The sequence below is a fragment of the Mesorhizobium sp. M0514 genome (assembly GCF_040321145.1).
Classification (GTDB): Bacteria; Pseudomonadota; Alphaproteobacteria; order Rhizobiales; family Rhizobiaceae; genus Mesorhizobium.
Window position 1 is genome coordinate 1 of sequence record NZ_JAMYQZ010000070.1, and the last position, 26,246, is coordinate 26,246.

At 58.3% G+C, this 26,246-nt stretch carries 18 protein-coding genes and 7 pseudogenes; 8 read left to right on the top strand and 17 right to left on the bottom strand.

The genetic code is table 11. From position 1 onward, the window contains the following. A pseudogene (locus NKI61_RS24070) lies at nt 1-198 on the top strand (transposase); the annotation flags it as partial. On the opposite strand, the gene NKI61_RS24075 reads toward NKI61_RS24070, so the two are convergent. Together NKI61_RS24075 and NKI61_RS24080 are read right to left on the bottom strand one after the other, a co-directional pair. Further along, a complete protein-coding gene (locus NKI61_RS24075) occupies nt 150-335 on the bottom strand; it encodes a helix-turn-helix domain-containing protein (RefSeq protein ID WP_352841222.1) in 186 nt (61 codons plus the stop codon). The pseudogene NKI61_RS24070 and the gene NKI61_RS24075 overlap by 49 nt on opposite strands. Before the next feature lie 127 nt (nt 336-462). Next, a pseudogene (locus NKI61_RS24080) lies at nt 463-579 on the bottom strand (hypothetical protein); the annotation flags it as partial. 759 nt (nt 580-1,338) lie between these two features. Between NKI61_RS24080 and NKI61_RS24085 the strand changes: the two are divergent. Next, nucleotides 1,339-2,580 carry an ATP-grasp domain-containing protein gene (locus tag NKI61_RS24085; RefSeq protein WP_352841225.1) on the top strand — a complete coding sequence of 414 codons (1,242 nt, stop codon included), beginning with the start codon at nt 1,339-1,341 and terminating at the stop codon, nt 2,578-2,580. 598 nt (nt 2,581-3,178) lie between these two features. Here the strand turns inward: NKI61_RS24085 and NKI61_RS24095 are convergent. The 12 genes and pseudogenes from NKI61_RS24095 to istA all read right to left on the bottom strand — a co-directional run. Continuing rightward, nucleotides 3,179-4,366: an amidohydrolase gene (locus tag NKI61_RS24095; protein WP_352841182.1), complete on the bottom strand. Its 1,188-nt coding sequence runs from the start codon at nt 4,364-4,366 to the stop codon at nt 3,179-3,181. Between the two features lie 365 nt (nt 4,367-4,731). After that, nucleotides 4,732-7,911 carry a WD40/YVTN/BNR-like repeat-containing protein gene (locus NKI61_RS24100; RefSeq protein ID WP_352841184.1) on the bottom strand — a complete coding sequence of 1,060 codons (3,180 nt, stop codon included), beginning with the start codon at nt 7,909-7,911 and terminating at the stop codon, nt 4,732-4,734. 765 nt (nt 7,912-8,676) lie between these two features. Then, nucleotides 8,677-10,077, bottom strand: a complete 1,401-nt coding sequence (locus NKI61_RS24105; RefSeq protein ID WP_352841187.1) for a CapA family protein — start codon at nt 10,075-10,077, stop codon at nt 8,677-8,679. 64 nt (nt 10,078-10,141) lie between these two features. Further along, the gene (locus NKI61_RS24110; RefSeq protein WP_352841189.1) at nt 10,142-11,179 is read right to left on the bottom strand and encodes an ABC transporter ATP-binding protein; all 1,038 of its coding nucleotides are present in this window, start codon (nt 11,177-11,179) and stop codon (nt 10,142-10,144) included. Next, on the bottom strand, nt 11,176-12,183 hold the full coding sequence (locus tag NKI61_RS24115; RefSeq protein ID WP_352841191.1) for an ABC transporter ATP-binding protein: 1,008 nt from the start codon (nt 12,181-12,183) through the stop codon (nt 11,176-11,178). Before NKI61_RS24115 ends, NKI61_RS24110 begins: the two co-directional genes overlap by 4 nt. A gap of 1 nt (nt 12,184) precedes the next feature. Beyond that, nucleotides 12,185-13,063: an ABC transporter permease gene (locus NKI61_RS24120; RefSeq protein ID WP_352841193.1), complete on the bottom strand. Its 879-nt coding sequence runs from the start codon at nt 13,061-13,063 to the stop codon at nt 12,185-12,187. Between the two features lies 1 nt (nt 13,064). Continuing rightward, entirely contained in the window at nt 13,065-14,006 is a 942-nt protein-coding gene (locus tag NKI61_RS24125; protein ID WP_352841194.1) for an ABC transporter permease, read from the bottom strand. Nucleotides 14,007-14,009: 3 nt separating this feature from the next. Then, nucleotides 14,010-15,602 (bottom strand): ABC transporter substrate-binding protein, encoded by a 1,593-nt coding sequence (locus NKI61_RS24130; protein WP_352841199.1) that lies wholly within the window; start codon nt 15,600-15,602, stop codon nt 14,010-14,012. A gap of 627 nt (nt 15,603-16,229) precedes the next feature. Beyond that, nucleotides 16,230-16,808 carry a GNAT family N-acetyltransferase gene (locus NKI61_RS24135; protein ID WP_352841202.1) on the bottom strand — a complete coding sequence of 193 codons (579 nt, stop codon included), beginning with the start codon at nt 16,806-16,808 and terminating at the stop codon, nt 16,230-16,232. A gap of 559 nt (nt 16,809-17,367) precedes the next feature. Continuing rightward, nucleotides 17,368-17,505: a hypothetical protein gene (locus tag NKI61_RS24140; RefSeq protein ID WP_352841203.1), complete on the bottom strand. Its 138-nt coding sequence runs from the start codon at nt 17,503-17,505 to the stop codon at nt 17,368-17,370. A 235-nt stretch (nt 17,506-17,740) separates the two neighbouring features. Further along, a complete protein-coding gene (locus NKI61_RS24145) occupies nt 17,741-18,253 on the bottom strand; it encodes a GNAT family N-acetyltransferase (protein ID WP_352841205.1) in 513 nt (170 codons plus the stop codon). Nucleotides 18,254-18,693: 440 nt separating this feature from the next. Continuing rightward, nucleotides 18,694-19,866 (bottom strand): annotated as a pseudogene (gene istA, locus NKI61_RS24150) (IS21 family transposase); the annotation flags it as partial. A 1,202-nt stretch (nt 19,867-21,068) separates the two neighbouring features. Between istA and NKI61_RS24155 the strand changes: the two are divergent. The 5 genes and pseudogenes from NKI61_RS24155 to NKI61_RS24175 all read left to right on the top strand — a co-directional run. Beyond that, nucleotides 21,069-21,443 (top strand): annotated as a pseudogene (locus NKI61_RS24155) (IS21 family transposase); the annotation flags it as partial. Nucleotides 21,444-21,511: 68 nt separating this feature from the next. Beyond that, nucleotides 21,512-21,964 carry an ATP-binding protein gene (locus tag NKI61_RS24160; RefSeq protein ID WP_352841207.1) on the top strand — a complete coding sequence of 151 codons (453 nt, stop codon included), beginning with the start codon at nt 21,512-21,514 and terminating at the stop codon, nt 21,962-21,964. 800 nt (nt 21,965-22,764) lie between these two features. Next, a complete protein-coding gene (locus NKI61_RS24165) occupies nt 22,765-23,433 on the top strand; it encodes an ATP-grasp domain-containing protein (protein WP_352841208.1) in 669 nt (222 codons plus the stop codon). Nucleotides 23,434-23,472: 39 nt separating this feature from the next. Beyond that, a pseudogene (locus NKI61_RS24170) lies at nt 23,473-24,092 on the top strand (ATP-binding protein). 61 nt (nt 24,093-24,153) lie between these two features. Continuing rightward, nucleotides 24,154-24,599 (top strand): annotated as a pseudogene (locus NKI61_RS24175) (transposase); the annotation flags it as partial. Between the two features lie 98 nt (nt 24,600-24,697). Here NKI61_RS24175 and NKI61_RS24180 read toward each other — a convergent pair. From NKI61_RS24180 to NKI61_RS24190, 3 genes and pseudogenes are all read right to left on the bottom strand, one after another. Then, a pseudogene (locus NKI61_RS24180) lies at nt 24,698-25,139 on the bottom strand (CocE/NonD family hydrolase). After that, nucleotides 25,139-25,288: a CocE/NonD family hydrolase gene (locus NKI61_RS24185; protein ID WP_352841227.1), complete on the bottom strand. Its 150-nt coding sequence runs from the start codon at nt 25,286-25,288 to the stop codon at nt 25,139-25,141. The pseudogene NKI61_RS24180 and the gene NKI61_RS24185 overlap by 1 nt, the downstream one beginning before the upstream one ends. Nucleotides 25,289-25,662: 374 nt before the next feature. Next, a complete protein-coding gene (locus NKI61_RS24190; RefSeq protein ID WP_352841211.1) occupies nt 25,663-25,926 on the bottom strand; it encodes a hypothetical protein in 264 nt (87 codons plus the stop codon). Nucleotides 25,927-26,059: 133 nt separating this feature from the next. On the opposite strand from NKI61_RS24190, the gene NKI61_RS32970 reads away from it, so the two are divergent. Next, nucleotides 26,060-26,239, top strand: a complete 180-nt coding sequence (locus tag NKI61_RS32970) for a hypothetical protein (RefSeq protein WP_502899915.1) — start codon at nt 26,060-26,062, stop codon at nt 26,237-26,239. The last annotated feature ends 7 nt before the right edge of the window (nt 26,240-26,246 follow it).

The window sequence follows — 26,246 nt, forward strand, 5'->3', positions numbered from 1 at the left end:
TGGTCGGCACGCTATCCGCGCCTGACAGGCTGGGCCGAGGATGCCATCGAACAAACCCTGACCTTCTTCAGGCAGCCGAGACAGCACCACAAGCACCTCAAGTCCACCAACATGCTGGAGCGGCTCAACGAGGAAATCCGCCGGCGCACCTATGTCGTGCGCATCTTTGATTTGGCTGAAGGCGATACGCGACGCATCACACCTTCGGTTTTGAAGCGTTCTACCCACTTGCGCACCGTGTGCGGGCATACACCCGCGGCTGGAGCGACGGCCTGCTGCGTATGCCCGCTCAACACCTGCTTCACAATACGCTCTCGCCTCGTTACTCCGTTCATGGAGGACCAGCCGCGAACCGTCTGACAGATTGCCTGAGAGCTTTGTCACTGGCCGAGGGGCTAAACGAGGCTGAAAGATCAAAGCGACGGAGCTTTTGAACTTTCGGGTAGCCGCTAGGTGTTTTGCCGCGCCAAACAACATGGCCATGTGCCCGTCCTGGCCGCATGCATGCTTCTTGCCCGGTAGTTCCGACGACCACAGTTTGTTTGACTGCGGCGCGATAATGAAGCTGCGGCTTCTCATCAGAATTGTCGCGCCACATTTGATGCTTCAACGATTGGCAGGGCATCTATATCCGCCCTCAATCCGATCGTTGGCCCGTCTCCGCCTTCGCCTTGAATCAATGTAGATGCCGGTTCAGCGATCCCCGTTTTGATGTGATTGATGCCGAACGAAGCCAGTTCCTCGGTCCCGAATCTGGCTGTGTTCTGTAATCGATAATCCAGCTCTGGATTTTCATGGACAGTCGTTCCGCTAGTTTGCGGACAGCAGTCCGCGATTTAGTGAAACACGCAATCTCGAGCAAGAGATTGCCATGGGTGCACGGCTCAGCGCCCTCTCGGGGCTCCGATGAGGTATCGAGATGACCATGGCGGTAGGGTCCGTGCGCCCCGTCGCTTAACAGCCGACGACCGCTGCCGCTTTCTCGTAATTAAAGGGCCGACTCACATTTGTCACCGCAGTCAGGATTGCCACAGAACCAATGTCTCAGCCGTGATCTCTTCAAGATCATGCAGGCAGCATTGTAGACCAGGTACTGGCGAACGCTCAAATGGCGTCCTTTGAACATCAGAACCCTCCGAAATTCGTCGAGAGGGCTTAGTGCCACACGGCCGGACCAAAACGTTGCAACAGATCCTTCAACTAAATTTGCAAAATCTTTGCGACCACCAATCGCTGACAATGGTACCTTCAGCGCAAGGTCTGAGGTCAGGCACGGATAAACAACTGATGCCGATTAACGCTCTGCCGCCACAGCACGCAACATCGGAGTCACAGACAATGGCAAGAAGAGGGCTCATCCTGGTTGAAGGTCATAGGCGCATGGGTCTGCTATACGTGCAAGCGGCCCAACGTCTTGGTCTTCATCCAATTACCCTGTCGGCTGATCCAGCTCAATATGACTATCTTGCGGCGGAAAACATTAAGGCAATCCGTGTCGACACAGACGATCTCGATTCGCTGATCCGCGAATGTTCCCGGCTATGTGCGACCTATGACATTGCTGGCATTACTGGCTTTTCGCGCGCCGACGAGTCGGCCTGTGTGACGGCTGGCAAGCTCTGCCAGTACTTCGACCTCCCAGGACCGAACCCGACATCGATCGAACGATGCTGCGACAAGTTCACTCAACGTCGGCTCCTTGAGGGTGCCGGCGTTCCAATACCTGCTTATCGTTTGGCAGCGAATGCGACGGAGGTTGAAAGCTCTGCTGCGGAGATCGGCCTCCCGGTGATTCTAAAGCCAGCGGTAGGCAGCGGCAGCAGCGGTGTCCGATTGTGCCGCAACCTCGACGAGTTGGCCGAACACACAACCTATCTGTTAGGCGGCAAGCATGTATGGGGGTCTGCCCCGAGGATACTGGTCGAAGAATTCGCACAAGGTCCCTACTACGAAGCTGACATTATGGGAAGTGAGGTCATTGCGATTGGTGCCGCTGAGTTCGGCTCCCCACCCGATTTCGTCTTTCGTGAATTCACCTTTCCGGCCCCGCTGAATGATAACGACCATAGACGTATTGTCGATGTCTCGCTGAGCTGTTTGCGAGCTCTCGACCTTGGCTGGGGACCAACGAACATTGAATTCCGGTGGACGAAACGTGGCCCGGTGGTCATTGAAGTCAATCCACGTCTTCCGGGCACGCCCGATCCTCAACTAGTTCAGCTGGCTTACGGTGTTGATCTGATCACAGAGCACATCAAGCTTACTATCGGCGACGAATGCGATTTGCACAGAAGGCATTCGCAGAATGCGGCCGCGCGGATCCTAATTCCTGATCACGATGGCATTCTCGATTGGATCGGCGGCGACAGTCGCGCGGCTGCCAGACCAGGTGTAGCCGATGTCAAGTTCTATGTTGAACCCAAGACGCCGATCATCAGGAAAGGCGATTACCGAGACTGGATCGGACATGTCATTGCCGCTTCACCCAGCGTCGCTCGGACCGAGGTGATACTTCAGGGGGCTGTCGACTTAATTGATTGGTCGATCACACCATTTCCGACCCTTGGCGAAGAGGAATAGTCTGTGGCGCTTACTCTCCACACCAGCGCAGGTGAGTAGCCAACGTTTCCGAACTATCTTTCGGGAGTGTTGTCGATCTGTAAGGTTGCCGGTTCTGCATTTGGATCGAAGATCTGCTTGTGTCTGGACTTGACCTTACGCTTGACCCGGGAGCGGCAGCCACGACGTTTCGCCGTGTTGGCGAGCCGGTGTCCGTGGTCTGTGAATGACAAAGCGCGGATCACTGAGGCAACCGCCTCCAAATTCTGGGGGACGCCGGCGAACCGCGCCTGCCAGCCAGCATCTTGATTCACAAACGTGCTTCTTTGGAATCTGGATGCTTCTGTGAGTCCGCATGCTCAACGGAGACACCCGTTGCTCTTCGGACCTCATTGCAAGCCGGATTGAAAGAAGCCGCCGGACGGTCTGGGAAAGGTGCCTCCACGCACAGCTTTACGCTTATTGTGGAAAATGATGCCGTTGTCGGCGTGCTCGCAGTCGGTAGCGTCGGACCGTTGTTTCCCACGCGCCGAGTGGTGCTTGCGACCGGCGGCATCAGCGCCCTGTTCAGCGACACGGAAAACCCGCCCGGCTCATTCTGGCGCGGCTTGGCGTACGCCTATTGCTGTGCCGCAGGTTCGCACGGCAGAATGGATTCCACGAGCTTAGCCCACCATCCAATGCCGTAAGGCAATGCATCATCATTGAAATCAAATTTCGGATGATGAAAGCCGGCGCTCGGTCCGTTGCCGAGGAAGATAAAAGCTCCCGGCCGCTGCTCGAGCATATAGGAGAAGTCCTCGGCGCCGATTTCCACCCGAATGGCATCATTCACTGACCCGTCTCCGACGAGATCACGTGCTGCGGCGACGGCTAGCTTGGTTTGCTCCGCATAGTTGAAGGTTGCCGGCACTGAGCGCATGTATTTGAATTCGATTGCTGCGCCAAACCCTTGGGCTACTCCAGTTGCAATGGCAGGAATCTGCTTTTCAGCGAAGTCTTGCAGGCTTGCTGCCAAGGCTCTGACAGTACCCGAGATCGCAACCTGATCGGGAATGACATTGTAAGCCTCAGCAGCGCTCAGCTTTGTCACTGACAAAGTGAGTGTTTCTCGCGGATCGGTCTGCCGAGAAATCAACGATTGAAGACCGAGGATGATATGGGCTCCTATTACGACGGGATCGACAGTTAGATGGGGATCTGCTGGATGCCCTCCTTTTCCCTTTACGATTATGTCAAAATCATCCTGTGAACCCAGGGCAGCGCCGGTACGAATACCAAACTGTCCAAGCTTGATCTCGGGATGAATGTGCATTCCATAGACCTCGGATATGCCGAACCGGTCCATGATACCTTCTTGGACCATCTTCAAAGCGCCCGAAGGCAATTCCACCTCTTCCGCCGGCTGGAAAATAAGCGCCACGGTCCCTTTGAAGTTACGTGTAGAAGCTAAATATTTCGCGGCACCCAGCAGCATAGCCGTATGTCCATCATGACCGCATGCGTGCATAACTCCAGGGTTTTTCGACGACCATGGCGCATTGGTTTCTTCAATGATTGGCAGCGCATCCATATCAGCCCTCAACCCAATCGTTGGTCCTTCTCCCCCTTGGCCTTGAATGAGCGCCACGATGCCGGTTTCAGCGATGCCGGTCTCGATGTGGTTGATGCCGAATGAGGCCAGTTTTTCGGCTACAAACCTCGCCGTGTTCCCTAACCGGTAATCCAGCTCCGGATTTTCATGGAGATACCGACGCCACTCAGTCGCCTCACTCTGCAGACCCCGGAATATTTCAATGTTAGTCATGCTGTGCTTGCCTTTCGGATCAATTCTGCCAAATGCCAGACAGGAGACGTCCCGCTGTCGGAAACGTTCTAAGAGTGGTTCAAGGTTTCATCGGTGCTCATACGCGATAATTCTTGCGCTTGGTGCGGAAGGTCGAGACTGCAGAGACTCTCGACTTCAGAGGACAGCTAACGGCGCCGTGAGCTGGCACGTCGGCGGAGCCACCGGAGACCAGCTATCATCGCTACGACCGCGAACGCGACCACTATGTAGAGCATCTCGGTGGTACCGTCGCCTCCGTCTGGAGCCACGCCGAAAATTCGCTCAATAAAATCCATGTCTTTCTCCTTCCTGAGGTGAACAAGCAATCGGTATTCTTGACCGCGCTACGCGCTGCTGAACCCTATGAGCTCGACGCCGGCGGTCCTGAGGGCGATGTTTAGCGCCGCCCCCCTATCGTCCATAAGCACGCCAAACTTTTGAATCTCCTCTTCGACCTTCGACATGATTTCGTGAGCAACCTGGCGGGCTGGGAGCGTCGGCGCCTCGTCGGCAACGGCCACTACGCTGATGAGATCGACAAGCTTATCCTTTAGGCCAGGCGGGTTCCGCTCTTGGTCGCGCGGGGTCTCCTGCTTGATGTCGATCAGTGCTCCTTCGATTGCCTCAAGCTGTCCGACCAGCGCTTGTGCACGCTCCCTAAGTGGCGTGCTATCATCGAGCCGCTTGTGCACATCCGTCGTCTGTCGCTTGATTGACCGAATGTGATTGACGGTTTGGTTGAGTGCCGAAAGCATGCCGAACAGCTCATGCAGGAGTGCCGATTGCTCGGTGAACTCCTTCTCAGTCGCAGTTATGCGTGGGTCCTTGACGACGGAGAAGCTGACCGTTTGATCCGCGCCGCCAGTTTGAAGCTGGACTTTGTAGCTACCTGGAACGATGGCAGGGCCGCTCGGGTCATCGCTGTCCGCCGCGAGAGGCTTGTACTTCCGGATCTCTAGGGATCGGTCCAGCTTGGCCGGTCCCGGATACCTGAGGTCCCAGACGAAGCGGTTGAGCCCAGCCTTCGTGCCTGGCTTAGCGTGAAGAGGCGAGTCTTTATCATCGCTTGAGACGTTGGCGATGACGGTGCCAGCCGCGTCCTGAAAAGTAAGTTTGATCGGGTGTTCGGCATCGCTGGGCAACCAGTAATTGACGATCGCTCCGTCCGGCGGGTTCTCACCGCAGTCCAGATAGCGGCGAGCGATCTGTCCATCATCCAACTCCACGACCTCTGTCGCGGCGCCGATTCCCCAAGTCTGGTACCCTATTCCGGCCTTCGAGACGCCGACCTTGGAAAAACCCTGCCCAGCGACCCACCCGAGCTTGGTCCGGACTGTAGCGCGTGGGTTGATCAACTTCACATCTTTCTGATCTGAGTCCAGTTCACGCAACGGCGTCACGTCATCGAGGATCCAGAAGGACCGGCCATGGGTGCCGGCAATAAGATCGCTTCCTTTTATCTTGAGATCGTAGACCGGGACCACGGGCAAGCCGCCGACCATCCGCGACCAATGGGCACCATCATCGAGGCTGAAGAAAACTCCGGTTTCAGTGCCGACAAAGAGTAGCCCCGGTCGCACCGGGTCGGCGCGCAACACCCGGGTGATCTCGCCCATCGGGAGGTCGCCGCTGATCGGTTGCCAAGTTTTGCCACCGTCCTTGGTGCGGAATAGGTAGGGCCGGTAATCGGAAAGTTTGTATCTTGTGGCCGCAACGTAAACGGTTTCTGCATCATGCGGGGAGATTTCGAGGCAGCCAACATAGGCGAGTGCGGGCATGCCCTCGGGCGTGACGTTGCTCCAATGAGCTCCCTCGTCCCTTGTAACTTGGACGAGGCCGTCATCGGTGGACGCCCAGATCTCGCCCTTACGGTGCCGAGACTCCACGAGCGAGGCGCATGTCGCATGCACCTCCGCGCCGGAGTTGTCGCGGGTCAGGGCGCCCCCCGAATAGTCCTGTCGAGCCGGGTCGTTGAGGCTCAGATCGGGCGAGATCACCGTCCAACTCAGTCCTTCGTTGCGGCTTCGGAAGACGTGGTTGCCCCCGGCATATATCGTCTTCGGATCATGCGGAGAAAAAGCGATTGGGAAAGTCCAGCCAAAGCGGTAGCGCATGTCCTTTGGCGCCATACTGACCGTGTATTCCGGCCAGACGTTGACTACGCGAATTTGGCGGGTGCGATGGTCATAGCGTTGCAGAGACGACGTGCTCCCGGGACTTGAGCCGACCGCACCGCAATACACGATATCGGGATCTTTGGGGTCGACCGCGATGAAGCCACTCTCGCCGGTGCCAGGATATGTGCAGTCGCTCAATGGAATGACACCCCACTCCGAAGCGCTTGGGACCGAGATCGCGGTGTTGTCCTGCTGGGTGGCGTAGACGCGGTATGGGTATTGGTCATCGACATCAATGCGATAGAACTGCGCCGTTGGTTGGTTGTAGATCGACGACCAGGTCTTGCCCCCATTAAAGGTTACGCAGGCGCCGCCATCGTTGCCCTGGATCATTCGCTTAGGATCAGCCGGGTCAATCCAAAGAGCGTGGTTGTCGTCGTGGGGGGTCGTGACTTCGGTGAAGCTCAACCCACCGTCAGTCGACTTCCACATTTGTAGATTGTTGACATAAACCGTTTCGGCGTGGCCAGGGTCGGCGAAAACATGGGTGTAATAAAAAGGGCGATGCATCAGATCGCGGTTCTGCGAGACCTGAATCCAGTGGTCGCCATAATCGTCTGTGCGATAAAGCCCAATCTTGTCGCCTTCTGCCTCAATGAGCGCGTAGACTCTCCCGGATTGCGCCTCGGAGACTGAAACACCGAGCTTCCCGAGCAGACCATTTGGCAGTCCGTTCCGCCCGGACAACTCCTCCCAGCTATCCCCCCCGTCAAACGACCGGAACAGACCGCTTCCCGGCCCACCGCTGTTCAGGCTCCAGAAGTTCCGACGTGTCTGCCAGGTGGTGGCAAAAAGGATGCGCGGATTGTTGGGATCCATCGAGATGTCGACTGCGCCGGCGTCAGGGCCGCGATAAAGGATTTTCTGCCAATTCTTCCCTCCGTCCTTGGAGCGAAATAAGCCGCGTTCTTCGTTCGGCCCAAACGCATCCCCAAGCGCCGCGACAAAGACAAGGTCGGGATCCTTTGGATGAATGCAAATCTTGCCGATATGCCGGGTCTCTTTCAGACCGAGATGGGTCCAACTGCGACCTGCATCACTCGATCTGTAAACGCCGTCGCCGTAAGAGACGTCGCCCCGGATCGTCGTTTCGCCCATGCCGGCATAGATGACGTTGGAGTCGGAGCGGGCAACCTCCAGCGCACCGACACTTGCGCTCGCGAAATAACCGTCGGATATGCAGCGCCAATAAACGCCCCCGTCGATGGTCTTCCACACCCCGCCTGCGCAGGCGCCAAAATAGAACACCATCGGATCGTTAGGGTCGCCAGCGACCGCCACAACGCGGCCGCCTCTGAAGGGTCCAATGCAGCGCCATTTGAGGGCCTTCAGACTCTTGGGGTCCATCATTCCACTCCACTTAAACTGGAATTATCGCCAGATCCGCAGCGGCCGTACCGGGCGAGAACGCGTCATGGTTCGCCTGCATACAGTTATCTCAATTGGTGCGGCCTTAGGGCGATCATTGATAAACTTTGCTTTAGCGGGCGACGAGTTTCGAGCCATTGAAAGGGCCTGGTTGCGGTTGCTGAAGGCCAACTCGGAGATGACGCGCCAAGCGAGTTCCATTCGGGAAGGGCTACCCACACGCCAATAGTTTCAGAGGCTTCATCCGAGTTCAATTTTCATCATCAGCCACCCATCTTGGGGAATGCCACATGTGCCCGCCCCTTGTTGTACAGCCGATTTTCCCGTTTGGAGCTGGCCGCCACTACTCTTAGTGCGCGCCAACAGGTACTTCTCCCACCACTATCGATGCTCCCATTGATCACCAGAACGCTATTTGTGTCAAAATAGCGGCTGGGAATGATGGGTCGGAGCCAAAGTGCGCTGGCTCCTGAAATGCTATGCACACAAAGCAGAGCAGTTTGAAATACCAGCTCCGTGACGAAGTTCAGGCTCACCGCGCTCCCACGGTTCGACAATCGGCTGCGATTCTTTCGGAGCACCGATTAACCTTGGCCGTCTCATCGGGAATGCGGCTCTCAACTCCGCTCAGGCGCCTCCGGCGTCTGGTTCCCAATCGGCCGCATGCGCGGCACGACGGACGATCGCGCCGCACCACGGCTTTGAACAGCTTGCCATGTCACAAAACACAACACGTACCGCTTGCTACATGCGGGTTTGCGCCGAGTTGGCCTGCATTCTGATCACTCCAAGGTTGTTTTCAATCTCGATATGGGTGCCAAATGGCTTCGAAAGCTTTAGCAACCGCTCCAGAATGTCCTTTGCTTGGGGTGCCGGCGCGAGGCGCGGCACTCCCCGATTTGCCAACCTTTCCGAGCGGCGAAGTTCGATGGGATAGAGCCTTAATTCAGCAAGCTGGTTTTGCTCAAAACGGCCCACACTGATAACGCTCTCATAGTAAACTGAAGCGGAGAGTGGTATAAATCCTTCTGGGTATGGATAGCCTATTGCCATTTCATGAGCTGTTACGTCCGCATCCGTATCGACCCGCGGATCCTTACCGTGTGCGTCGAACATGTCAGCCCCGACCGGCGTTCTCAGGTCTTGGTTGAAGAAATTCCCCAAGCCATAAAAGATGGGCCGGCCTTTATAGATTTCGATGCCCCTAACATGATGTGGCCCGTGATTTATATATGCATCTGCTCCGGCATCGATGGTCTTCCGCGCAAACGCTTGTTCGTAATCCGGCGGTTGATTGGTGAATTCCTCCGGCTCGTGCCCGTGATTCGTGGCGATACAGAAATCAGATAGCTGCTTACCGCGACGCACGTTGTGCAGAATACCCTCAACGTCGCGCGGATTGGGTTTAAAGCTGTATCCTGGTCTCTCCCCTATTTCGAAGACTATCTCGCCAATTGCTACACGGGATGCATCTTTCGGGGGAGGTGCATACCAAGGAAGCATCTCGCGCACCTGCCTCAAGTTCTCAAGTATCTCCGGCGGAACTACTATGCTTCTTGCTAAGCGAAGAGGGTTGAGTCCCGGTCTGCCTGGCGCCTCGCCGGCCGGGTCGCAGGCACGAGCCATAGGCTCGAATGTCGTGGCAAACGACACCAACGCTACCCGACCCCGAGGGGTCTCCAAAAAACGAGCGGCGCGGGCCTGCGCGAGATTCTCGCCCGCACCTGCATGAACGATCCCGTTCTCATCAAGCGCCTTGGTCGTCTCGCGCATACCTTCGACGCCCCAGTCAAGTGTATGATTGTTCGCCCGACTGACCATGTTGAAGCCCATAGCCTTTAAGTCAGGTCCCAATTCCGGAGCACCGATCAGATACGCACCGCCGTACTCGGCCTGCGGGCAGCCCTTAGAAGGCACGTCCAAGATGTTGGTTTCCAAGTTGCCGAATTTGACGTCAGCTCCGTCGAAGAGCCTGAGAACCTCGGCAAAGCCCGGATAATAGCCATTTGTTACGGGACGCGCGTAAAGAAGGTCGCCGGTTGCAGCCACGGTGAAACCGTCTGCAACGTTCGTTTCGATTGAACCCATCGCATCAAAACCACCATCCCGCAGGATGGCAGGGTGGCCATGTTCGTGAGTATCCATATCATCTCCTGCTTCGCGTGGATGTTGCACCTGTGGCAATATTGTGCCCGGTATCTATGCCGGATCAGAACCGAGCCACACTAGCTGGCGGATAATCGCACGCTTCAGCCAGCTGTCCCGGGATATCTGTAGCTGGAGCGCGCACATGACAGGCTACGATCCGTCCGTCGGCCATCGGCACCAAAGGCGGCACGTCGATGCGGCAACGCTCGACCGCGAGCGGACAGCGCGGATGAAACGCGCACCCGCCCGGCGGATTGATGGGACTTGGCACTTCGCCCTCGACCGGTGCCTCCAGCCGAACCCGCGTCGGATCCGGAACCGGAGCTGCCGCGATGAGCGCCTCGGTATAAGGATGGACTGGCTTGGCAAAGAGCGCGGCGCACGGCGCAAGCTCGACGATCCGCCCCAGATACATGACCGCGACGCGATGCGCGATATGCTCCACGACGCCAAGGTCATGCGAGATGAAGACGAAGGCAATGCCCATCTGCTGCTGGAGATCCAGAAGCAGATTCAGGATCTGTGCCTGCACGGATACGTCAAGGGCTGAGACTGCTTCGTCGGCGATAATGAGCGAGGGCTTAAGCGACAGGGCGCGTGCGATGCCGAGCCGCTGGCGCTGACCGCCCGACAATTCGGATGGCAGCCTGTGCATCATGTCGGGCGACATTCCGACCTTTCGGAGAAGGTCCGCAGCAAGCGCCTGACGCTGCCTTCGGCCGAGACGCTCAAAATTCTCGACGGGTTCGGTGATGATCTGTCCAGCAGTGAGGCGCGGATTTAGCGACGAGTAAGGATCCTGAAAGACCATCTGCATCCGACGGCGCCAGGCGTGAAGCGCGTCCTTCTTGAGACCCGCAATGTCGGTTCCATCAATCAGCACGCGCCCGCGAGTAGGCTCGACGAGTCGCATCAAAAGCCGCGCGACGGTGGACTTCCCGCAGCCGGACTCACCGACGATGCAAAGCGTCTCGCCCGCCTCGACGGAAAAGGATACATCCTCCACCGCTCGGATGACTGGGATATGTCTCTTGAAGATTCCTGAGCCGAGCGGGTAGTGCTTGGTCAGGTTCTCGACTTTCAGCAGAGGACCGTTCATGCGCCCAGCACCTCTTCGGCGCGCCAGCAGGCCGCGGCGTGGCCCGGAATGACATCACGCAGGCTGGGTATCTTCTCGCGGCAAATGTCGATTGCGAACGGGCAGCGAGGCGCAAAGCTGCACCCAACGATGGGTTCGCGCAGACTTGGCACGATGCCGGGGATTTCGGGAAGGCGACGCTGTCGGCCGCGCCGCCGGTCCGGCACCGATCGCATGAGGCCCTGAGTGTAGGGGTGCGCGGGGCGCGCAAACAGATCTACCACGTTCGCTTGTTCAACAATCCTACCAGCATACATCACGATCACGCGCTGGCACGTCTCGGCGACGACTCCCAGGTCATGCGTGATGAACATGACGGCCGTTCCCGTGCGCTCTTTCAGGTCGACGATCAGCCGCAGGATCTGCGCCTGGATAGTAACGTCAAGCGCAGTGGTTGGCTCGTCGGCGATCAACAATTCCGGTGAGCAGGCAAGAGCCATGGCGATCATGGCGCGCTGGCGCATGCCGCCCGACATTTCATGGGGATAGTTATTGACGCGACGCTCGGGATCCGCGATGCGGACGAGACGGAGCATCTCTTCGGCCTTCGCCATCGCGACCGACCGGGATGCTTTGGTGTGGATCTGCACCGCCTCGGCGATCTGGTGGCCGACCGTATAGACCGGGTTCAGACTCGTCATCGGCTCCTGGAAGATCATGGCGATCCGATCCCCGCGGATCTTTCGCATCTCCCGATCGGTCAGCTCAAGAAGGTCACGCCCCTGGAAGCGAACCTCGCCGCCGACAGTCCTGGCGGTCAGCTTGGGCAGCAGTCGAAGGATGGAGAGAGCAGTAACGCTCTTTCCGCACCCGGATTCGCCGACGACCCCGAGCGTCTCGCCTTTTTTCATCTGGAAGCTGATGCCGCCCAGTGCGCGGATGACGCTTTCTTCACCGTAGAAGTGCGTCTCAAGGTCTCGAACGTCGAGAAGCACGTCGTTCCCTGCGGTTTGGTGCATGAGCATGTTATCGTCTCCGCTTGGCGCGGGGATCGAATAGGTCGCGCAGGCCGTCCCCCAGCAGGTTGACGGCAAGGACCGTGATGGCAAGACAGATGCCCGGGGCGAAGATCGTTAAGGGGGCAATAGCGAGATACAGCCGCGAATTGGCGATCATGTTGCCCCAGCTGGGGATTTCGGGCGGTACCCCCACGCCGAGAAAGCTCAGCCCTGCCTCCGTCAGGATCGCACTGGCGCAGACAGTAGCGCCTTGGACCATCAGTGCCGGAATGGTGCTCGGCAGAATATGTCGCCACAGCACCTTGGGCAGGCGCGCACCGCCGCAGAGCGCGGCCTCCACATAGGGACGCTCGCGAACGCCCAGAACGACTGACCGAACCAGCCGGGCGACGGCTGGCGTCTCGGGGATCGCGATGGCGACGATGAGGATGCCGATTCCGGGTCCTGTCAGAGAAATGAGAGCAATCGCCAGCAGAATCGTCGGGATCGACATCAGGCCGTCCATGACCCGCATGATGACATTGTCGAAGCTGCGGCTGTAGCCGGCGACAACACCGATCAGGAGCCCACCCAGTGCCGCGCACGCTGCCGACAGTAGCCCTACCAGGAGGGAGATGCGGGCACCGAAGATCGTTCGCGCAAACACGTCCCGGCCCAGATTGTCGCTCCCAAACCACATCTCGGCGGAGGGCGGCTGCAGGCGCTTGAAGGGATCCATGTTCACCGGATTGCCGGCGTAAAGTGGAGCACCGACCGCCAGAATGATCAGAAGCGCCAACAAGCCGCCGCCGACCAGGACCAGCGGATGAAGCCTGGCCAGACGGACAAGGTCAGATATTCGCAGGCGGCCCGGGACGTATCCAACTGGTGCGGATAAAATGGTCATATCAGTACCGGATGCGGGGATCGATCAGCGTATAGGCAAGATCGACCACGAGGTTGATAAAGACGTACAGACCCGAAGTCAGGATGAGTACGCTCTGAATGATGGGATAGTCGCGGTTGTTGATCCCATCCACGACCAGACGACCGATACCGGGTATGTTGAACACCGTTTCCGTAAGCACGACTCCGCCGATCAGATAGGCGAAGCTTATACCGACGACGGTCAGGATCGGGACACCGGCATTCTTCAAGGCATGGTGGAAAAGCATGGCATAGGACGAAGCGCCCTTGGCGGCGGCCGTTCGCATATAGTCTTCCGACAGAACCTCGAGCATGCTTGCACGCGTAACCCGGGCGATGAACGCAATGTAGCCCAGACCCAAAGCTACGGTAGGCAGGAGCAGGTGCACGAACCAAGGCCCGAGGCCACTATCCATCGCAACGTATCCCTGGACCGGTAGCCAGTGCATCCTGATGGAGAAGAAGTATATGAGGAAATAGCCGATGACAAAGACCGGGACGGAATAACCAAGTGCCGAAAAGGCCGCGAGGAGGCGGTCGACAAGCCCGCCAGTTCGCCACGCGGCAAGGATGCCGAAGGAGACCCCGACCGACACAGAAAGGATCATCGTCAGGAGTGAGAGGGAAAGGGTCGGTTCAAGTCGCTGCGAGATCAGTTCTAGAACCGGTCGTCCGGCAAAGATCGAAGTGCCGAAATCGCCACTGAGCATGTCGCGGACCCAACGTATGAACTGAACCGGCATAGGATCGTTCAGGCCCAGCTTTTCGCGGATGCCGGCGATCATCTCCGCCGTGGCCGACTTGCCGGCGATGATCGCCGCCGGATCGCCTGGCGCCAGCCTGAGAAGCAGGAAGACGAAGATTCCGACCATCGCCATGACGGCGATGGTGGAAACCAACCTGCGAAGGATGTAACCAGCCATCGCTCAGGCTTTTTCCATGTTCCACAGCGGGACGATATCAGGCATGCCAATGAGCCCGGTGAGCGTCTTACGGCGTGCAATTGGCGCCGTAAATTGGCCCAACAGAACCTCGGGCACATAATCCCACGCAACTCCCTGCATTTTGCGGGCCAGAGCCTTGCGCTCATCCACCGTTTCAACATCGGTCCATTTGGCACGAAGGGCCTCATACTCTTCGCTGTGTGGCCAGCCGAACCATGCTTTCTCGCCGTTCAGGGCGAGATGGGATGAAGTCATAGGCTCGCCACGCGCGAAGTCGGTGTCGCTTGTGATAAAGATGCTCCAGCCTCCATCCTCGATGGGGCCCTTATTTGATCGGCGGGCGACTAGCCCACCCCAGTCGCTCGGGGCAAGCTCGGAGTTAACCCCGACCTTTCGCAACGCATCCGCCAGAACTTGCGACGTATTGTTGCCCTCAGCCCAGTCTGTCGGCTGAAGAATAACGACTTTTTCGCCAGCATATCCTGCTTCCATGAAGAGCTGCTTCGCCTTCTCCGGGTCGCCTCCTTTTTTGAACCATCCGGTATTTTCGTCATTAGACGCGAGATTACCACTGCCAAAAAACGACGTGACAGTGTTCGTGTACTTCGGGTCAGAGGAAAGGACTTGTAAAAACGCCTCTTGATTGACCAGATGGAGCACTGCTTGGCGCGCCTTAACATTGTCGAACGGCTTTTGCAGGCAATTGATCCGGAGGAAAAAGTCCTGGCCATACCTATAGAGAACCTGCAGATCAAGGCCTGGATCGCTTTCAATGACTGGGAAAAGATCCGCGGGTGGCGTTTCATAATAGTCAATCTCACCTGCTTGGAGGGCTGCGACAGCAGTCTGCGCATCGCGAATATTCTCCAAAATCACGCGGTCGACCTTGACGATTTTCCCACCGGCCAATCCGTCGACTGGCTCCTGGCGTGGTACATATTTATCATTGCGGTCGTAAGTCAAACTATCGCCCGGCCTCGCCGCAGCTTGATTAAACTTGAACGGTCCCGATCCGATGTTGGTGGCCACTGCTTCCGATGCGGACTTGTCCGCATCCTTCTCCCGCATGACGTAGAGCAGATTCGCCAGGAAGTTGGGGAGAAGTCCCAGCGGTTCCTTGAGCGCGATGGTGAAAGTCTTATCGTCCTTCTTGGAGATATCCTTGACCCGCGTCATCATAAATTGGCCTTCGGGTCTTATTTGGGCCCAACGGCGGATTGAGGCCACACAATCCGCCGCAATGACGGGGTTGCCATCGTGCCAGCTCAGGCCATCGCGCAGCTCAAAAGTGAAAGTCTTCCTGTCATCGGAGGCGCCCCACTTTCCCACCATCTGCGGCCGCGGCATAAATTTTGAATCAAGCGAGAACAGCGTGTCGTAAATCGCAGCGGCATGGTCGGTGGTGTCTTGAGATGTCGAAACAACGGGATCGAATACACTCGGTACGCTAACCTTCACCATGCGGACCGTTCGCGCCTCGGTCGCTGTCGTTTGCGCCCGCAGGACGGAAGGCATTGAAAAAGCCGCTCCGACGGCGATACCCGTCTTGAAGAGATTGCGTCGCGAAATCGTCATTTTTGTTCCCCTATTTAGCTACTGGCGCGGTTAAGCCGCCCTTATTGGGTTTGCCGATGCTGCAATCCAAGGTCTCCTTGTCGTCACTTGGACGGCTGCATCCTAGGAATGCTACCACCTGAGTGGGAGAATTTACGTCAAAATTGGGCCACTGCTGAAACGCGAGCCGCGCAAAGCCGCGTTGTCTGAAATGTCTCGGCCCTCTTGGGACACCTCGGCGGCTCGTCAGCAGACCGTCAGAAAGCCACTCGACGCGTTAAGCCACGTCGCCAGCTTCTGCCATTAAGCTCCGAACGTGGATCTCGACGCCTGGATCGAGATTCGCCATGGCCTCGGATCCGGGGGCGACTAAGCCGTAACTTGGCGGCCTACGCAGATACGCGCAAAGGCGAGCCGCAGCCATCTATCACCTCACATATCTCGCACATGGAGTTTGACCGTTTTTTTGCTACCTCGATCCTTATCGCCAGCCTCTGCGTCGGCTCATCGCCTCGCCCCAACAATTTCGGCGCAATTGATCTCGTCGGAGCGACTCTTTGACTATGCGCTCACCTTGGCCGATGGATACATGCGCTGTTCGAAACAATCAGACCTGTTGTCGGCCCCAACATGTGGAGAATGACGACATCATCGGGCGCCAGTGATGGGATGCCGCTCGACAAAGTTCGGATTCCGCTTCCGGTATACCACTTGAGGCCGCAACCAATGGCCCTCGCCGAGCTCCGGGTTCTCGTAATCGCTCCCGGGATCATAAATCATGCCGATCTTCTCCATGACTCTTTGGCTCGGCGCGTTCTCCCTGGCTGTGAACGCTGCGACCTCCGGCAGACCGATTGACCAGGCGTAGTCGAGCCATGCCCGCGCGCCTTCCGGCGCGAGTCCTTGGCCCCAATGCTCCTTTGCGAGAAACCATCCGATTTCGACGCTCCGATGGCTGGGAAGTCCTGCCTGCACCGCCTCAGAGAGAACGGCGAGCCCGATCATACCGATAAACTCGCCGCTGCCCTTCAGCTCCGCCGCCTGAAAATGAAAACCGTTGGTCCGGGCAAGCTCGATCGCAAGTTCAAATCTGACATCGGCTTCCTCGGCCGTCAGCACTTTGGGATGGAAACGTCTGACGTGCGCATCACCGTAAATTCGTGCCATTGGGTTCCGGTCTTTGTCCTCCCAAGGACGCATTATGAGACGTTCCGTCATCAGCGTCATCGGTCACACTCATCCATATTTCAAGACGAATGTCGGCAAACCGCAAACGCCTCCCTTCAGGAAAATGCACCGACGGGAGCAACTAAAACCGGTCGGACACCCTGGTTGCCAGCCATCGTGGTCGAGAAAGCGCAGATACCGGGGCAGCCGTTTTAAAGTCTCAGCTCTGCAGCCATTGGGCTGGATGATTATTCGGCACAAAGCTGCGGATGCAGGGTTGCGGCTCTGGAAGCTGTCATCGAGGGCATCGCCGCACTCTATCAATTCAACGCAACGCGTAATGTTAATTTGAGTTATATGTGAGTTAAGTCTGCCGTCGGCAGATGTGACATTGAAATATCTATCGTAAAATGTTTACTGTTTGGACATTCGTGGATCATATCGGTATCCCCACACGATCCCGGCTCCGTCCCGTCAGGCGTAGCATTCATCGGAGCGGACGTTGAGGTTGAGCGTCCTCAGCAGTGCAAGCTGACACCCGCCAAGGGTGAAGGATTTCGAGAGTCGCGTATGGTGGCCTCGTCGCCGCTTGTGGTGCTCATCGCGTTCGTCTCCACGCTCAGTTGATTTTGGTTTCACCTAGCCGGTACAGGATGTCAGCGGCTTTCAGCTTGCCCTTGGCCAGGCGGCCGTCGCGCTGGAACATGCTGACCCAGAAGTCGATGTCGCGGTTGGTGTAGCGCGCCAGGTCGGCCATTTTCGCCGCGCTTGTTCAGAATGTTGGCGAGCACCTGGCGCGCTTCGTCCGGTAGTTGCTCGATAATCCTGACCTGTTGGCCCGCACCGCTATTGATCGATCGCGCAGCGAACGACCGCGTTGCGGCCCTTATGATGCCTCTTCTCAATCATCTTGGGGAGATCAGGACGACGACATTTGGCCTGGCACCCTGACCCGAACAAACTTTGAGCTCAAGCACAGCAGTTTCTCAGCATTACTGAGGCGGACGGCGCAATTCCAGGAACTGATAGTTCGTTCCATCAACGACCACGGGCCCAAGGTGGGTAAAGCCCTGTCGGGTTCTCGCTTTGAGAGATCGAATATTCGTGGGGCGTATGAAACAAACCAACCGATCGATAGGTTGGGTTGCGAAGGCGAATTCGATCACTGGCTTAGAGCTTTCCGGACCAATCCCCTGACCGCACCGGGCTCCGAACAAGATGCATCCGACTTCAATGGCTTTGTCATCGAAGCGGCGCAGCCCGGACCGCCCCACGAAGCGCAAGTCGCCATTGTCATCTCGTTCATAGACCATCCAGAATCCATAACCATAGGTTTCCCACTCGTGAAGATAGAGGGACAGCCGCGCATCAGACATTTCCCGCGTCGGCGGAATTCCCTCCGTCGTCGATTCGACTACTAGCGGATCACACTGCAGGCGATGCAGGGCATCGGCGTCCCAAGGACGTATTGGGCGCATGAATAGACGTTCGGTTTCCAGATTCATGGTGAGATTCCATCGTTCGTTTCATCCAGCGATTACCCACGACATGAACGCCAATCGGCGATTCTCGCCGCCCTTCACTGAAGGGCTTCAAAACCCGTGCCAAATTTGGCTCGTCGGACCGAAGAAGAACCTTTTGTTATTTCTTTTCAGCTTTTTAGCCTAACGCAAAACAAAGATTGGCTAAACAAGCTATGCCGCGGACACGACAAAACCTACACCCTCATAATTGCTGACAATGGCCTTTGACATAAGCAGCAGCCCGCCGATCCGATCGGCGGTCGAGTCACTTGAACGGCGGATATGAGGTGCAAGAGGCGGGGGAACGTCGGTCAACAATCTCTCATCCGCGGGCCGGGCCGCATGACCTTGTTTCGTTTGGGGCTGCCTCTGTCTAGGTGGCGAGCATCAAGGCTCGTACTGTACACGAGGGCTCCCCGGCATTGCTGCGAGCGGCGGATATGGCTGGCGACGCGCTTGTAATCATGGAAGAGCTCGACCACCCGGGGGTGAGCCGCACATTCACGCGCCGCCCGATCAGCGCGTGCGGCACCGAGTAGAAGGTCCTGTCGATCTCGACATGGTAGTCGGGATGCACCTTCGCCGATTTCCACTCCGCATATTCGAACGGCGCCTACCGCAGCGGCGCCAGAGCCAACCGCTCGATCTCCTCGAACAGTTCGCGGCGGCTTTGCCGACATGGCGCATGGGGCGGTTGTTGAGATCCTCCAGCAGAACCGCAATGGCAGCGTTGAGATCGCCGAGACTGAAGAAGCGCCGATTGCGCAGCCGGGCCAGACCCAGCGCTCGACGATCAGCACCGCGCCCTCGACCTGCCCTTGTCGCGCGGCTTGCGGCTGCGGGTCGGCAGGATCGTCGTGTCGTAATGTTCGGCCATGGCGGCGAAGGTCTGGTTGAGCGTCGGCCGAACCACAGCGCCTTGGCGACGCCGGCCTTCAGATTGTCGCAGACGATCGCCTCAGTTACCCCGCCGAAGAAGGTGAGTGCCCGGCACTGGCCCTCGATCCAGTCCGGCAGTTTTTGGCTGAAGCTAGCATGGCCGAAGGTGAAGGACGAGGCGCCCAGCACCGCAACGAAGATCTGAGCCTAGCAGATGACGCCAGTATCGGGATCGACAACGGGCACGGTGTGGCCCGCGTAGTCGGTCTGCATCACCGCGCCCGCCTCGTGGCGGTTGCGGAACGTTGCGCTCGACCGGCGCTGGAAAGCGCCGAACCGGCCGCAAAACCAAGTGTAGCCATAACCATCGGGGTGCGCCGCGCGGTATTCCTGCCACAACAACGTCAGCGTCACGCCCTTGCGCTTCAGCTCGCGCGAGATCATCGCCCAATCGGGCTCGTCCAGTCCTCCGGCGGACGGCCAACCCGGCGAAACAGAAGCCACTCAAGCAATACGTCATTGTCATAGCCCGGCGGCAGCGGCCAGTCCGAGATGCCAGCCTCACGCGCCCGCAACAGATAGGTCGAAACCGAAGTCTTGCTGATCTTCAGCCGTTCCGACACCGCTCGCACCGAGAGGCCCTGCTCATGCGTCAGGCGCAGGATTGATCGTAGGTCTTTCACTGTCGTTCGTCTCGCTTGCTTCCGTCTTGGCATGGCCTCTCTCAACCTGATGATGAGAGGGCAAAATGCCAGAACGACGCTCCCGAGAACCGACCGTTATCCGCCCCGAAGACTGTCCGGGAATTAGCGGAATAATGTCCCGTAATTACTGAAATCGCTGTCCGCGAATTAGCGGAATGGGTGTCCGCGAATTCTGAAACACGCATCTCCTTGTCTCATGCAATCGGCGTGCCGCATGCGGCGCGGCGATCAGGATGAGATTCGTCTCCCAGATTGTCGCTATAGCCGCAGCCGGTTGTGCGAGCAAGACCGTCAAAACCACATGTTTGGCGCGTAATAACTGATACTTGCGCCCCGGTGTGTTAGGTTCCGAACATTGACCCCTTCAACCGCATGCGACCTAACACGGCAACCGGCGGAGAGATCGTGTTTGCAGGGGTCCCAGTTAGCCGGACACCCCGCGCAGTCTTATCGAGCGCGCGAGCTGAAGAAAGATGACGATAAAGTGCAATAAACGGGCGCAAAGGAACGAACAACGCGCTCTTCAAAGTACCGAGCCGGCATCAAGCCCTTCATTGTGAACGATGAGGGCTTCCGGCAAGAGAAAGCTCGTCATGCCTAGTGCCGATCGCCTTGATTATTTGACCGCGGCATTCGCGCAGCAACCCTTGTCGGGCCCGCGAACAGGGGCGGGACTCCGGCGCAAGACTACGCGTCCGACCGGCAATGAACCGCCGTTCTGCAAACAGCGCGACGCGCCGTCCTGCATTTGGAGTCACGCTTTGCTTCAGGAAGTAAGCGAAGCGGACGCGGCTGAATGCCGTGTAGATGCAGAGTATGTTCTTGTGGCGAGACCGTCTGGCGCGCCGGCATCACCAAGACCGGCAACACTCATGTCCGGCGCGCGCTGGTCGAGGGAGCCTGTGCTTACCGGATGGGAGCGCCCATCTGCCGGCACAAGGTCGATCGTTCCAGGCGCTGCCAAGACCTCGTTCGCGATATTGGGTGGAAAGCGCAAGTCGGCTGTGCACCCGATATCGTCGGCTGAGCGCGCGCGGCAAGAATGCGAACGTCGTCAATGTTGCCATCGGACGCGAGATCGTGGGCTTCATCTGGTCCATCGCCTGTACGGTTCAATCCGCGCCAAAGGCGGCGTGACCACTGTTTAACAGAGAGCCCGCAGAGGAGACCACAACACAGGATCAGCCTCGGCGCGATATACGACGCTGGAGGGCTGCGGCCATGTCACCGTCAACGAGCACATGCCCAAGGCGCACCAGCGCTATGCCAACACGACGCCGGCGAACCTGATCCGGCAGGCAGCCGGGATCGGCGCCAACACCGCCATGCTGCTCGAGCGGATGATGCGCGACCGTCCCCATCCCGAGCAGGGATACCGCTCCGCGTTTGGCATCCTCTCGCTGGCCCGTCGCTACGAGCGGGATAGGCTCGAGGCGGCCTGCGAGCGGGCGCTGACCATCAATGCGATCACCTACTCCTCCGTCGACGCCATCCTCAAATCCGGCCTCGACCGCGTGCCACCCGCGGCCGAGCCGGTCAAGCCCACGCCATCGCACACCAACATCCGCGGCGGCTCCTATTACCAATGAAGGAAAGGAAACCAACCATGCTGACACATCCAACCCTCGACCAGATCCAGGCTCTCGGCCTTGGCGGAATGGCCGCCGCCTATCGGGACCTGGCCGACCAGAGCAACGCCGACGATCTCAGTCGCGACGAGTGGCTCGGCCTGATGCTCGATCGTGAAGCCGCCATGCGTGCCGACAAGCGTCTGACCAACCGTCTCGCCGTTGCCAGGCTGCGCTTTGTCGACGCCTGCATCGAGAACATCGACTTCGCCGCGCATCACGGGCTCGACCGGCGCAATACGCTGTCGCTGGCCCAAGGCGCCTGGCTGAAGGCGCATGAAAACCTCATCATCACCGGGCAGACCGGCACCGGAAAGACTTGGCTGGCCTGCGCCTTCGGACGTCAGGCCGCCCGGCTCGATCATTCCGTGCTCTACCTGCGCATGCCGCGTCTGTTCGAAGATCTCGCCCTGGCGCGTCTTCGACGGCCGCTTTCCCCGTCTCATCGACAAGCTGGCTCGTGTGCAACTGCTCATCCTTGACGACTGGGGCGGCTACTGCGCTCGACGGTGGACGATAATGCCCGGCTGATGACCAGGCACCAAATGTCCTCTGACGACTTGCCCCGGGAGGCTCTAACGCGGGAGCTTAGCGAGCTCTACGCCGTGTCCCAGAAAGGCCTCTCGGATCGGCTGACGCCGCTGGCGGTGCGAAGCACACCTTTTGGCAGCCTCATCGGCTGGCACGCGAGGTGAATTGCCCGTCGGAGTACTGGCGTCAGAGGCCGGCGGCCGCTTCAACGGTGCCAAAGGTAGTCACCGATAGGCCGCCTGCCAATCGGCAGGATTACAGCGACAATTATCCGTTCGTCTTACACGTGCCACTAACGGCGCAGCTCAAAACGCGGACCTAGCCTTATTGGACGACGCTGGTCGTGACTCTGATGGCTGCACTTTTTCTGGCAGGTCAGGCCTAGCTGAGCATCTGCGCAGGGAGCGGCAATCGTACGCGCCACGAGCCGCAAGGCTGACCCGCTTCTTAATGTTGGTGGCTCACAATCCTCCAGTTGATGCTCCTCGTCGTTATCGCCTTGCGTCCGCCGGTCAACGCGGAACACAGCTACGCTGCGACGGGCCAGGTAGTTGCGCCACCAATTGCTGGGACAGGTAGCATATTGTTCGGCAGCTTTTTCTTTTGCTGAGCAACCGATTTTCCTTCTGTGGCAGGAAGCAGGATCCGCTTGCCGCTTGGACGGCCGGCCAGGTACGGGGGCCAGACGAGTTGTTTTCTTCGAGCAATCAAGGAATGAGCCGACAGCGGGCAAACATCTAGGGAGTAGCTCATGCGCATAGCTGTCGTTTGGAACGATGATGATCGTGGCGTGATCAATCGGTTCGGTCAGCCTTGTCCGGAGGCATATGACCGCGAGACGATTGAAAGCGTGGCGGCGGCACTGCAAGAAGGCGGTCACGAGACGCTGCTATGCGGAACGAATAAAAGCATGTTCGCTACGCCCGACCGGTTCATGGCACCGGAGTGCCAAACCCGCCCCTTGGGACTCGTGTTCAACATGGCATACGGAATTCAGGGCGAGTGGCGTCTCACCCACGTTCCGGCCATGCTCGAGATGGCCGGGTCCCGTACACTGGAGTCCGGTCCACTCGAGCATGGGCTCGCGCTCGACAAGGTTATCACCAAGAGGCTCATCCGCGATCGTGGCTTGCCAACGCCGAATTTTCGCGTGATGCGTCACGGCACCGAAAGTACCGGCGAGCTGCGATTCCCAATGATTGTGAAGCCCCGTCACGAATCGGACAGCTGCGGAGTGCAGCTCGTACATGAGGCCGCCCAGTTGAGGCAGGCCTTAGAAGTGATCGTCACGCGATTCGCTCAGGATGCGCTCGTGGAAGAGTACATCGAGGGGCGAGAAATTTGGGTCGCGCTGCTGGGAAACGAAAAACTCGAAGTGTTGCCTCTTGTGGAGCAGGATTTCGGCGACACGGCGCACTGATTGCCATCCATTCCATTCTCGAAGGTTGGCATCAGCGTCATGTCGAGCCCGGGCATCGCAACGTCCACGTCCACAAGCGCCGAGGAACGACGAGGTCATCCTTCATGGCTCAGGCGACAGGGTCGCTCAGCGCCCGTTGGCCTTCTACGATGCCATCTGGCCATCGCACTTGCCGTCGAGGCTGTGAAGGCTGGAAAGAGCGTCTATTTCTGCACGCTCGCCGAACTCATCGCGCACTGGCAAGCGCCGAACGCGAAGGCCGCCTGCAGGAACGCATCCGCTTCTTCTGCCGGCCTGCTCTGCTCGTTGTCGACGAGATCGGCTACCTGCCCGTCATCCACGGTGGCGGCAATCTGTTCTTCCAGGTCGTCAACGCCCGCTATGAGAAGGGCGCCATGATTCTCACGTCAAACCGCGGCTTCGCCGAATGGGGCGAGGTCTTCGGCGATCCTGTCGTCGCAACCGCACTTCTCGATCGCCTGCTTCATCATGCGGTCGTCGTCCAGATCGAAGGATCGAGTTATCGGCTCCGCCAGCACGCCGAGCTCATGCCCGAACACTTGCGATCAAAAGCCTCCATCACGCCGCCGACACTAAATGCCCCATCGCGGCCGCGCGGCCGGCCGCCGAGAAATGGACACTCTTCCGCGACAGCCTGAGCGGCGAAACTGGGGAATTTTACTTCGGCACTTTTGAAGAAAATTCGAGCGGCATTGACACCGAAGTTCTGTACCGCTACGCCGCTTCCGCTACGACGCCAAGCACGACGTCCTCAAATGCCTGCGCGGCAAGATCCTGCGCCCGAACCGGCGGGTAAAGCACGGGCGCTTCTTCTCCCGAGACTGTGTCGGCTGCGATCTTGCTTCCATTTGCTTATCCAAAGAGCGGGTAAACAAGGCGGTCATCCTGGGCGACGACTATCCGGCCTTGTTGCGGGCGCGCAGGCGCCGCGAGCGATGGTCGGAAAAGAAGCAGCTCTATCAGCGCCATAGGTGGCACTCGGAAGGCTATACCGCGAGGCCAAGAATTGGCACGGCCTCGCTTGGGCGGTCCGGCGCGGTCTCGGCAACATGAAAATTCAGGCCTATCTCACCGCGGCGGCGGTCAACCTGAAGCGACTGGCGGCCGCTTTGCTTGCCCATTTTCTGGGTTCGGTGTTGCTCATACTCCCCGTGGAACCCGTCAACGAGCTCTGACGGCATACCGCCAGTTCTGAGATCACAGGTATGACCCCCAGGGCCAATCAGCCCTTTCCGTGGCGATCTCAGATTTGAGAGAAGCCGGAATACGGCGTTGAAAAGCCATCTCCCCATCCACCGACCGTGAAAACCGCGCAATCGATTGCATCGTAGTCTTCGCAGACCGAGCCCTGCTTCCAGAACTCATCTCGGCGCTGGTGAGCGACCCAATCAATCAATGTCGGGCGCGCATTCTCAAGGCGCTCCATCCACATCGTGCGCCAGCGCTCCTCGCCGATAATCTCGGGATCGGGTGATTTGTGCCATGCTCGTGACACACGTGGTGCTCCAAGCCAACGTGTCGTTGAGAAGGCATCCGCCCATGTAGTGCCCATCGTCGGCGTAGCGATCGTCAGTCGAGCAGTGTGTGATGATCGTCTTCAGACGCTTGGGCCGGCGCGCCGCGATTTGCAAGGCGCTGAACCCATCCCACGACTTGCGCCGATCATTCCCGCACTGCCGCTGCATCAGGCTTGGCGCGTCATCCACTCGATGGCTTCGACAGCATCGTCCTGCTCTTGTTTGACGTATTCATCCTCGAACAGACCCTCGGAATCGCCGGTGCCCCGGATGTCTAGACGGATGCTCGCACCAGCTATGCGAAGCGAAATAACGATACATCCCCTCGTCCCCCCTAAACCGTGCCATCACGTTTACGGTAGGGATGTAGTCGACAATTGCGGGAACCGGGTTGGATGCCGCGTCCTCCGGCAGCCAGATCTTCGCAGCCAGACGGGTTCCATCGGCAAGCGGAATCCACACGTTCTCCAATAGTTTCACGGGCAAGGGTCCGAGCGCAATTTTCATCCTTGCCCATCTGTCTTGGCAAACTGCCACATGTCTCATCGCCTTTTGTGTTAAGCGATTTCCCGGTTCGGAGAGGTCGCCTCTCTCAAAGTGATTATTCGCTTCCAGGAAAAATGACCTGCGGAGGGGACAGGTTTGCGCCAAAACGCGTCGGATGGCGAAAAAGCAGAGCCCATAAAGCGGTTCAGTTTGAAATCCATGACGCATTTTGGGTCAGCCGGGTGATATCACGTGGGCTGCTCGTCGGTTGATATGATGGCGATTGAGGAATTCGCCCACGATGCTGCGGACCGTTTCGACGGTTCGTGCATCTTTCTGAGCCAATGTTTGCCTTGGCAAAGAATTGCTCGATAAGATTCAGATTCGGCGAGCGTTTTTGACGTGACCAGAAGTCTGGTGCCGGGAACGGCGCGGCGGCAGCAGGATCGTCGGGATCAACATCAGCCATGACAAAAGCTGCAACTGTTGCCAGCGACAACACCGATTAGAAGCCCACCCAGAGCCGCCCACGTCTCCCCAGCAATCCGACTGTGAGTTCTGATGTTCTCCATCATCAATTGGTCAGTACAGGCGGCGGCCTAATGGCGCCTCTGATTCTGGCGCTCCCTGCCCCAACTTTACTCCGGGATCTGGTGAACACGACGCTCTCCGCGCTGACCACCTTGCCGGCGATGATCGCCGCCGGATCGCCGGGCGCAAGCCTGAGACGCAGGAAGACCAAGATCCCGGCGATGGTCGAAACCAACCTGCGAAGGATGTAGACCGCCA

Excerpts from the sequence above, each read along its gene's own strand:
- NKI61_RS24075 (WP_352841222.1), bottom strand. The coding sequence starts at position 335 with ATGAACGGAGTAACGAGGCGAGAGCGTATTGTGAAGCAGGTGTTGAGC.
- NKI61_RS24085 (WP_352841225.1), top strand. The coding sequence starts at position 1,339 with ATGGCAAGAAGAGGGCTCATCCTGGTTGAAGGTCATAGGCGCATGGGT.
- NKI61_RS24095 (WP_352841182.1), bottom strand. The coding sequence starts at position 4,366 with ATGACTAACATTGAAATATTCCGGGGTCTGCAGAGTGAGGCGACTGAG.
- NKI61_RS24100 (WP_352841184.1), bottom strand. The coding sequence starts at position 7,911 with ATGGACCCCAAGAGTCTGAAGGCCCTCAAATGGCGCTGCATTGGACCC.
- NKI61_RS24105 (WP_352841187.1), bottom strand. The coding sequence starts at position 10,077 with ATGGATACTCACGAACATGGCCACCCTGCCATCCTGCGGGATGGTGGT.
- NKI61_RS24110 (WP_352841189.1), bottom strand. The coding sequence starts at position 11,179 with ATGAACGGTCCTCTGCTGAAAGTCGAGAACCTGACCAAGCACTACCCG.
- NKI61_RS24115 (WP_352841191.1), bottom strand. The coding sequence starts at position 12,183 with ATGCTCATGCACCAAACCGCAGGGAACGACGTGCTTCTCGACGTTCGA.
- NKI61_RS24120 (WP_352841193.1), bottom strand. The coding sequence starts at position 13,063 with ATGACCATTTTATCCGCACCAGTTGGATACGTCCCGGGCCGCCTGCGA.
- NKI61_RS24125 (WP_352841194.1), bottom strand. The coding sequence starts at position 14,006 with ATGGCTGGTTACATCCTTCGCAGGTTGGTTTCCACCATCGCCGTCATG.
- NKI61_RS24130 (WP_352841199.1), bottom strand. The coding sequence starts at position 15,602 with ATGACGATTTCGCGACGCAATCTCTTCAAGACGGGTATCGCCGTCGGA.
- NKI61_RS24135 (WP_352841202.1), bottom strand. The coding sequence starts at position 16,808 with ATGACGCTGATGACGGAACGTCTCATAATGCGTCCTTGGGAGGACAAA.
- NKI61_RS24140 (WP_352841203.1), bottom strand. The coding sequence starts at position 17,505 with ATGGCCGACCTGGCGCGCTACACCAACCGCGACATCGACTTCTGGGTC.
- NKI61_RS24145 (WP_352841205.1), bottom strand. The coding sequence starts at position 18,253 with ATGAATCTGGAAACCGAACGTCTATTCATGCGCCCAATACGTCCTTGG.
- NKI61_RS24160 (WP_352841207.1), top strand. The coding sequence starts at position 21,512 with ATGGCCGCCGCCTATCGGGACCTGGCCGACCAGAGCAACGCCGACGAT.
- NKI61_RS24165 (WP_352841208.1), top strand. The coding sequence starts at position 22,765 with ATGCGCATAGCTGTCGTTTGGAACGATGATGATCGTGGCGTGATCAAT.
- NKI61_RS24190 (WP_352841211.1), bottom strand. The coding sequence starts at position 25,926 with ATGGCTGATGTTGATCCCGACGATCCTGCTGCCGCCGCGCCGTTCCCG.
- NKI61_RS32970 (WP_502899915.1), top strand. The coding sequence starts at position 26,060 with ATGGCGCCTCTGATTCTGGCGCTCCCTGCCCCAACTTTACTCCGGGAT.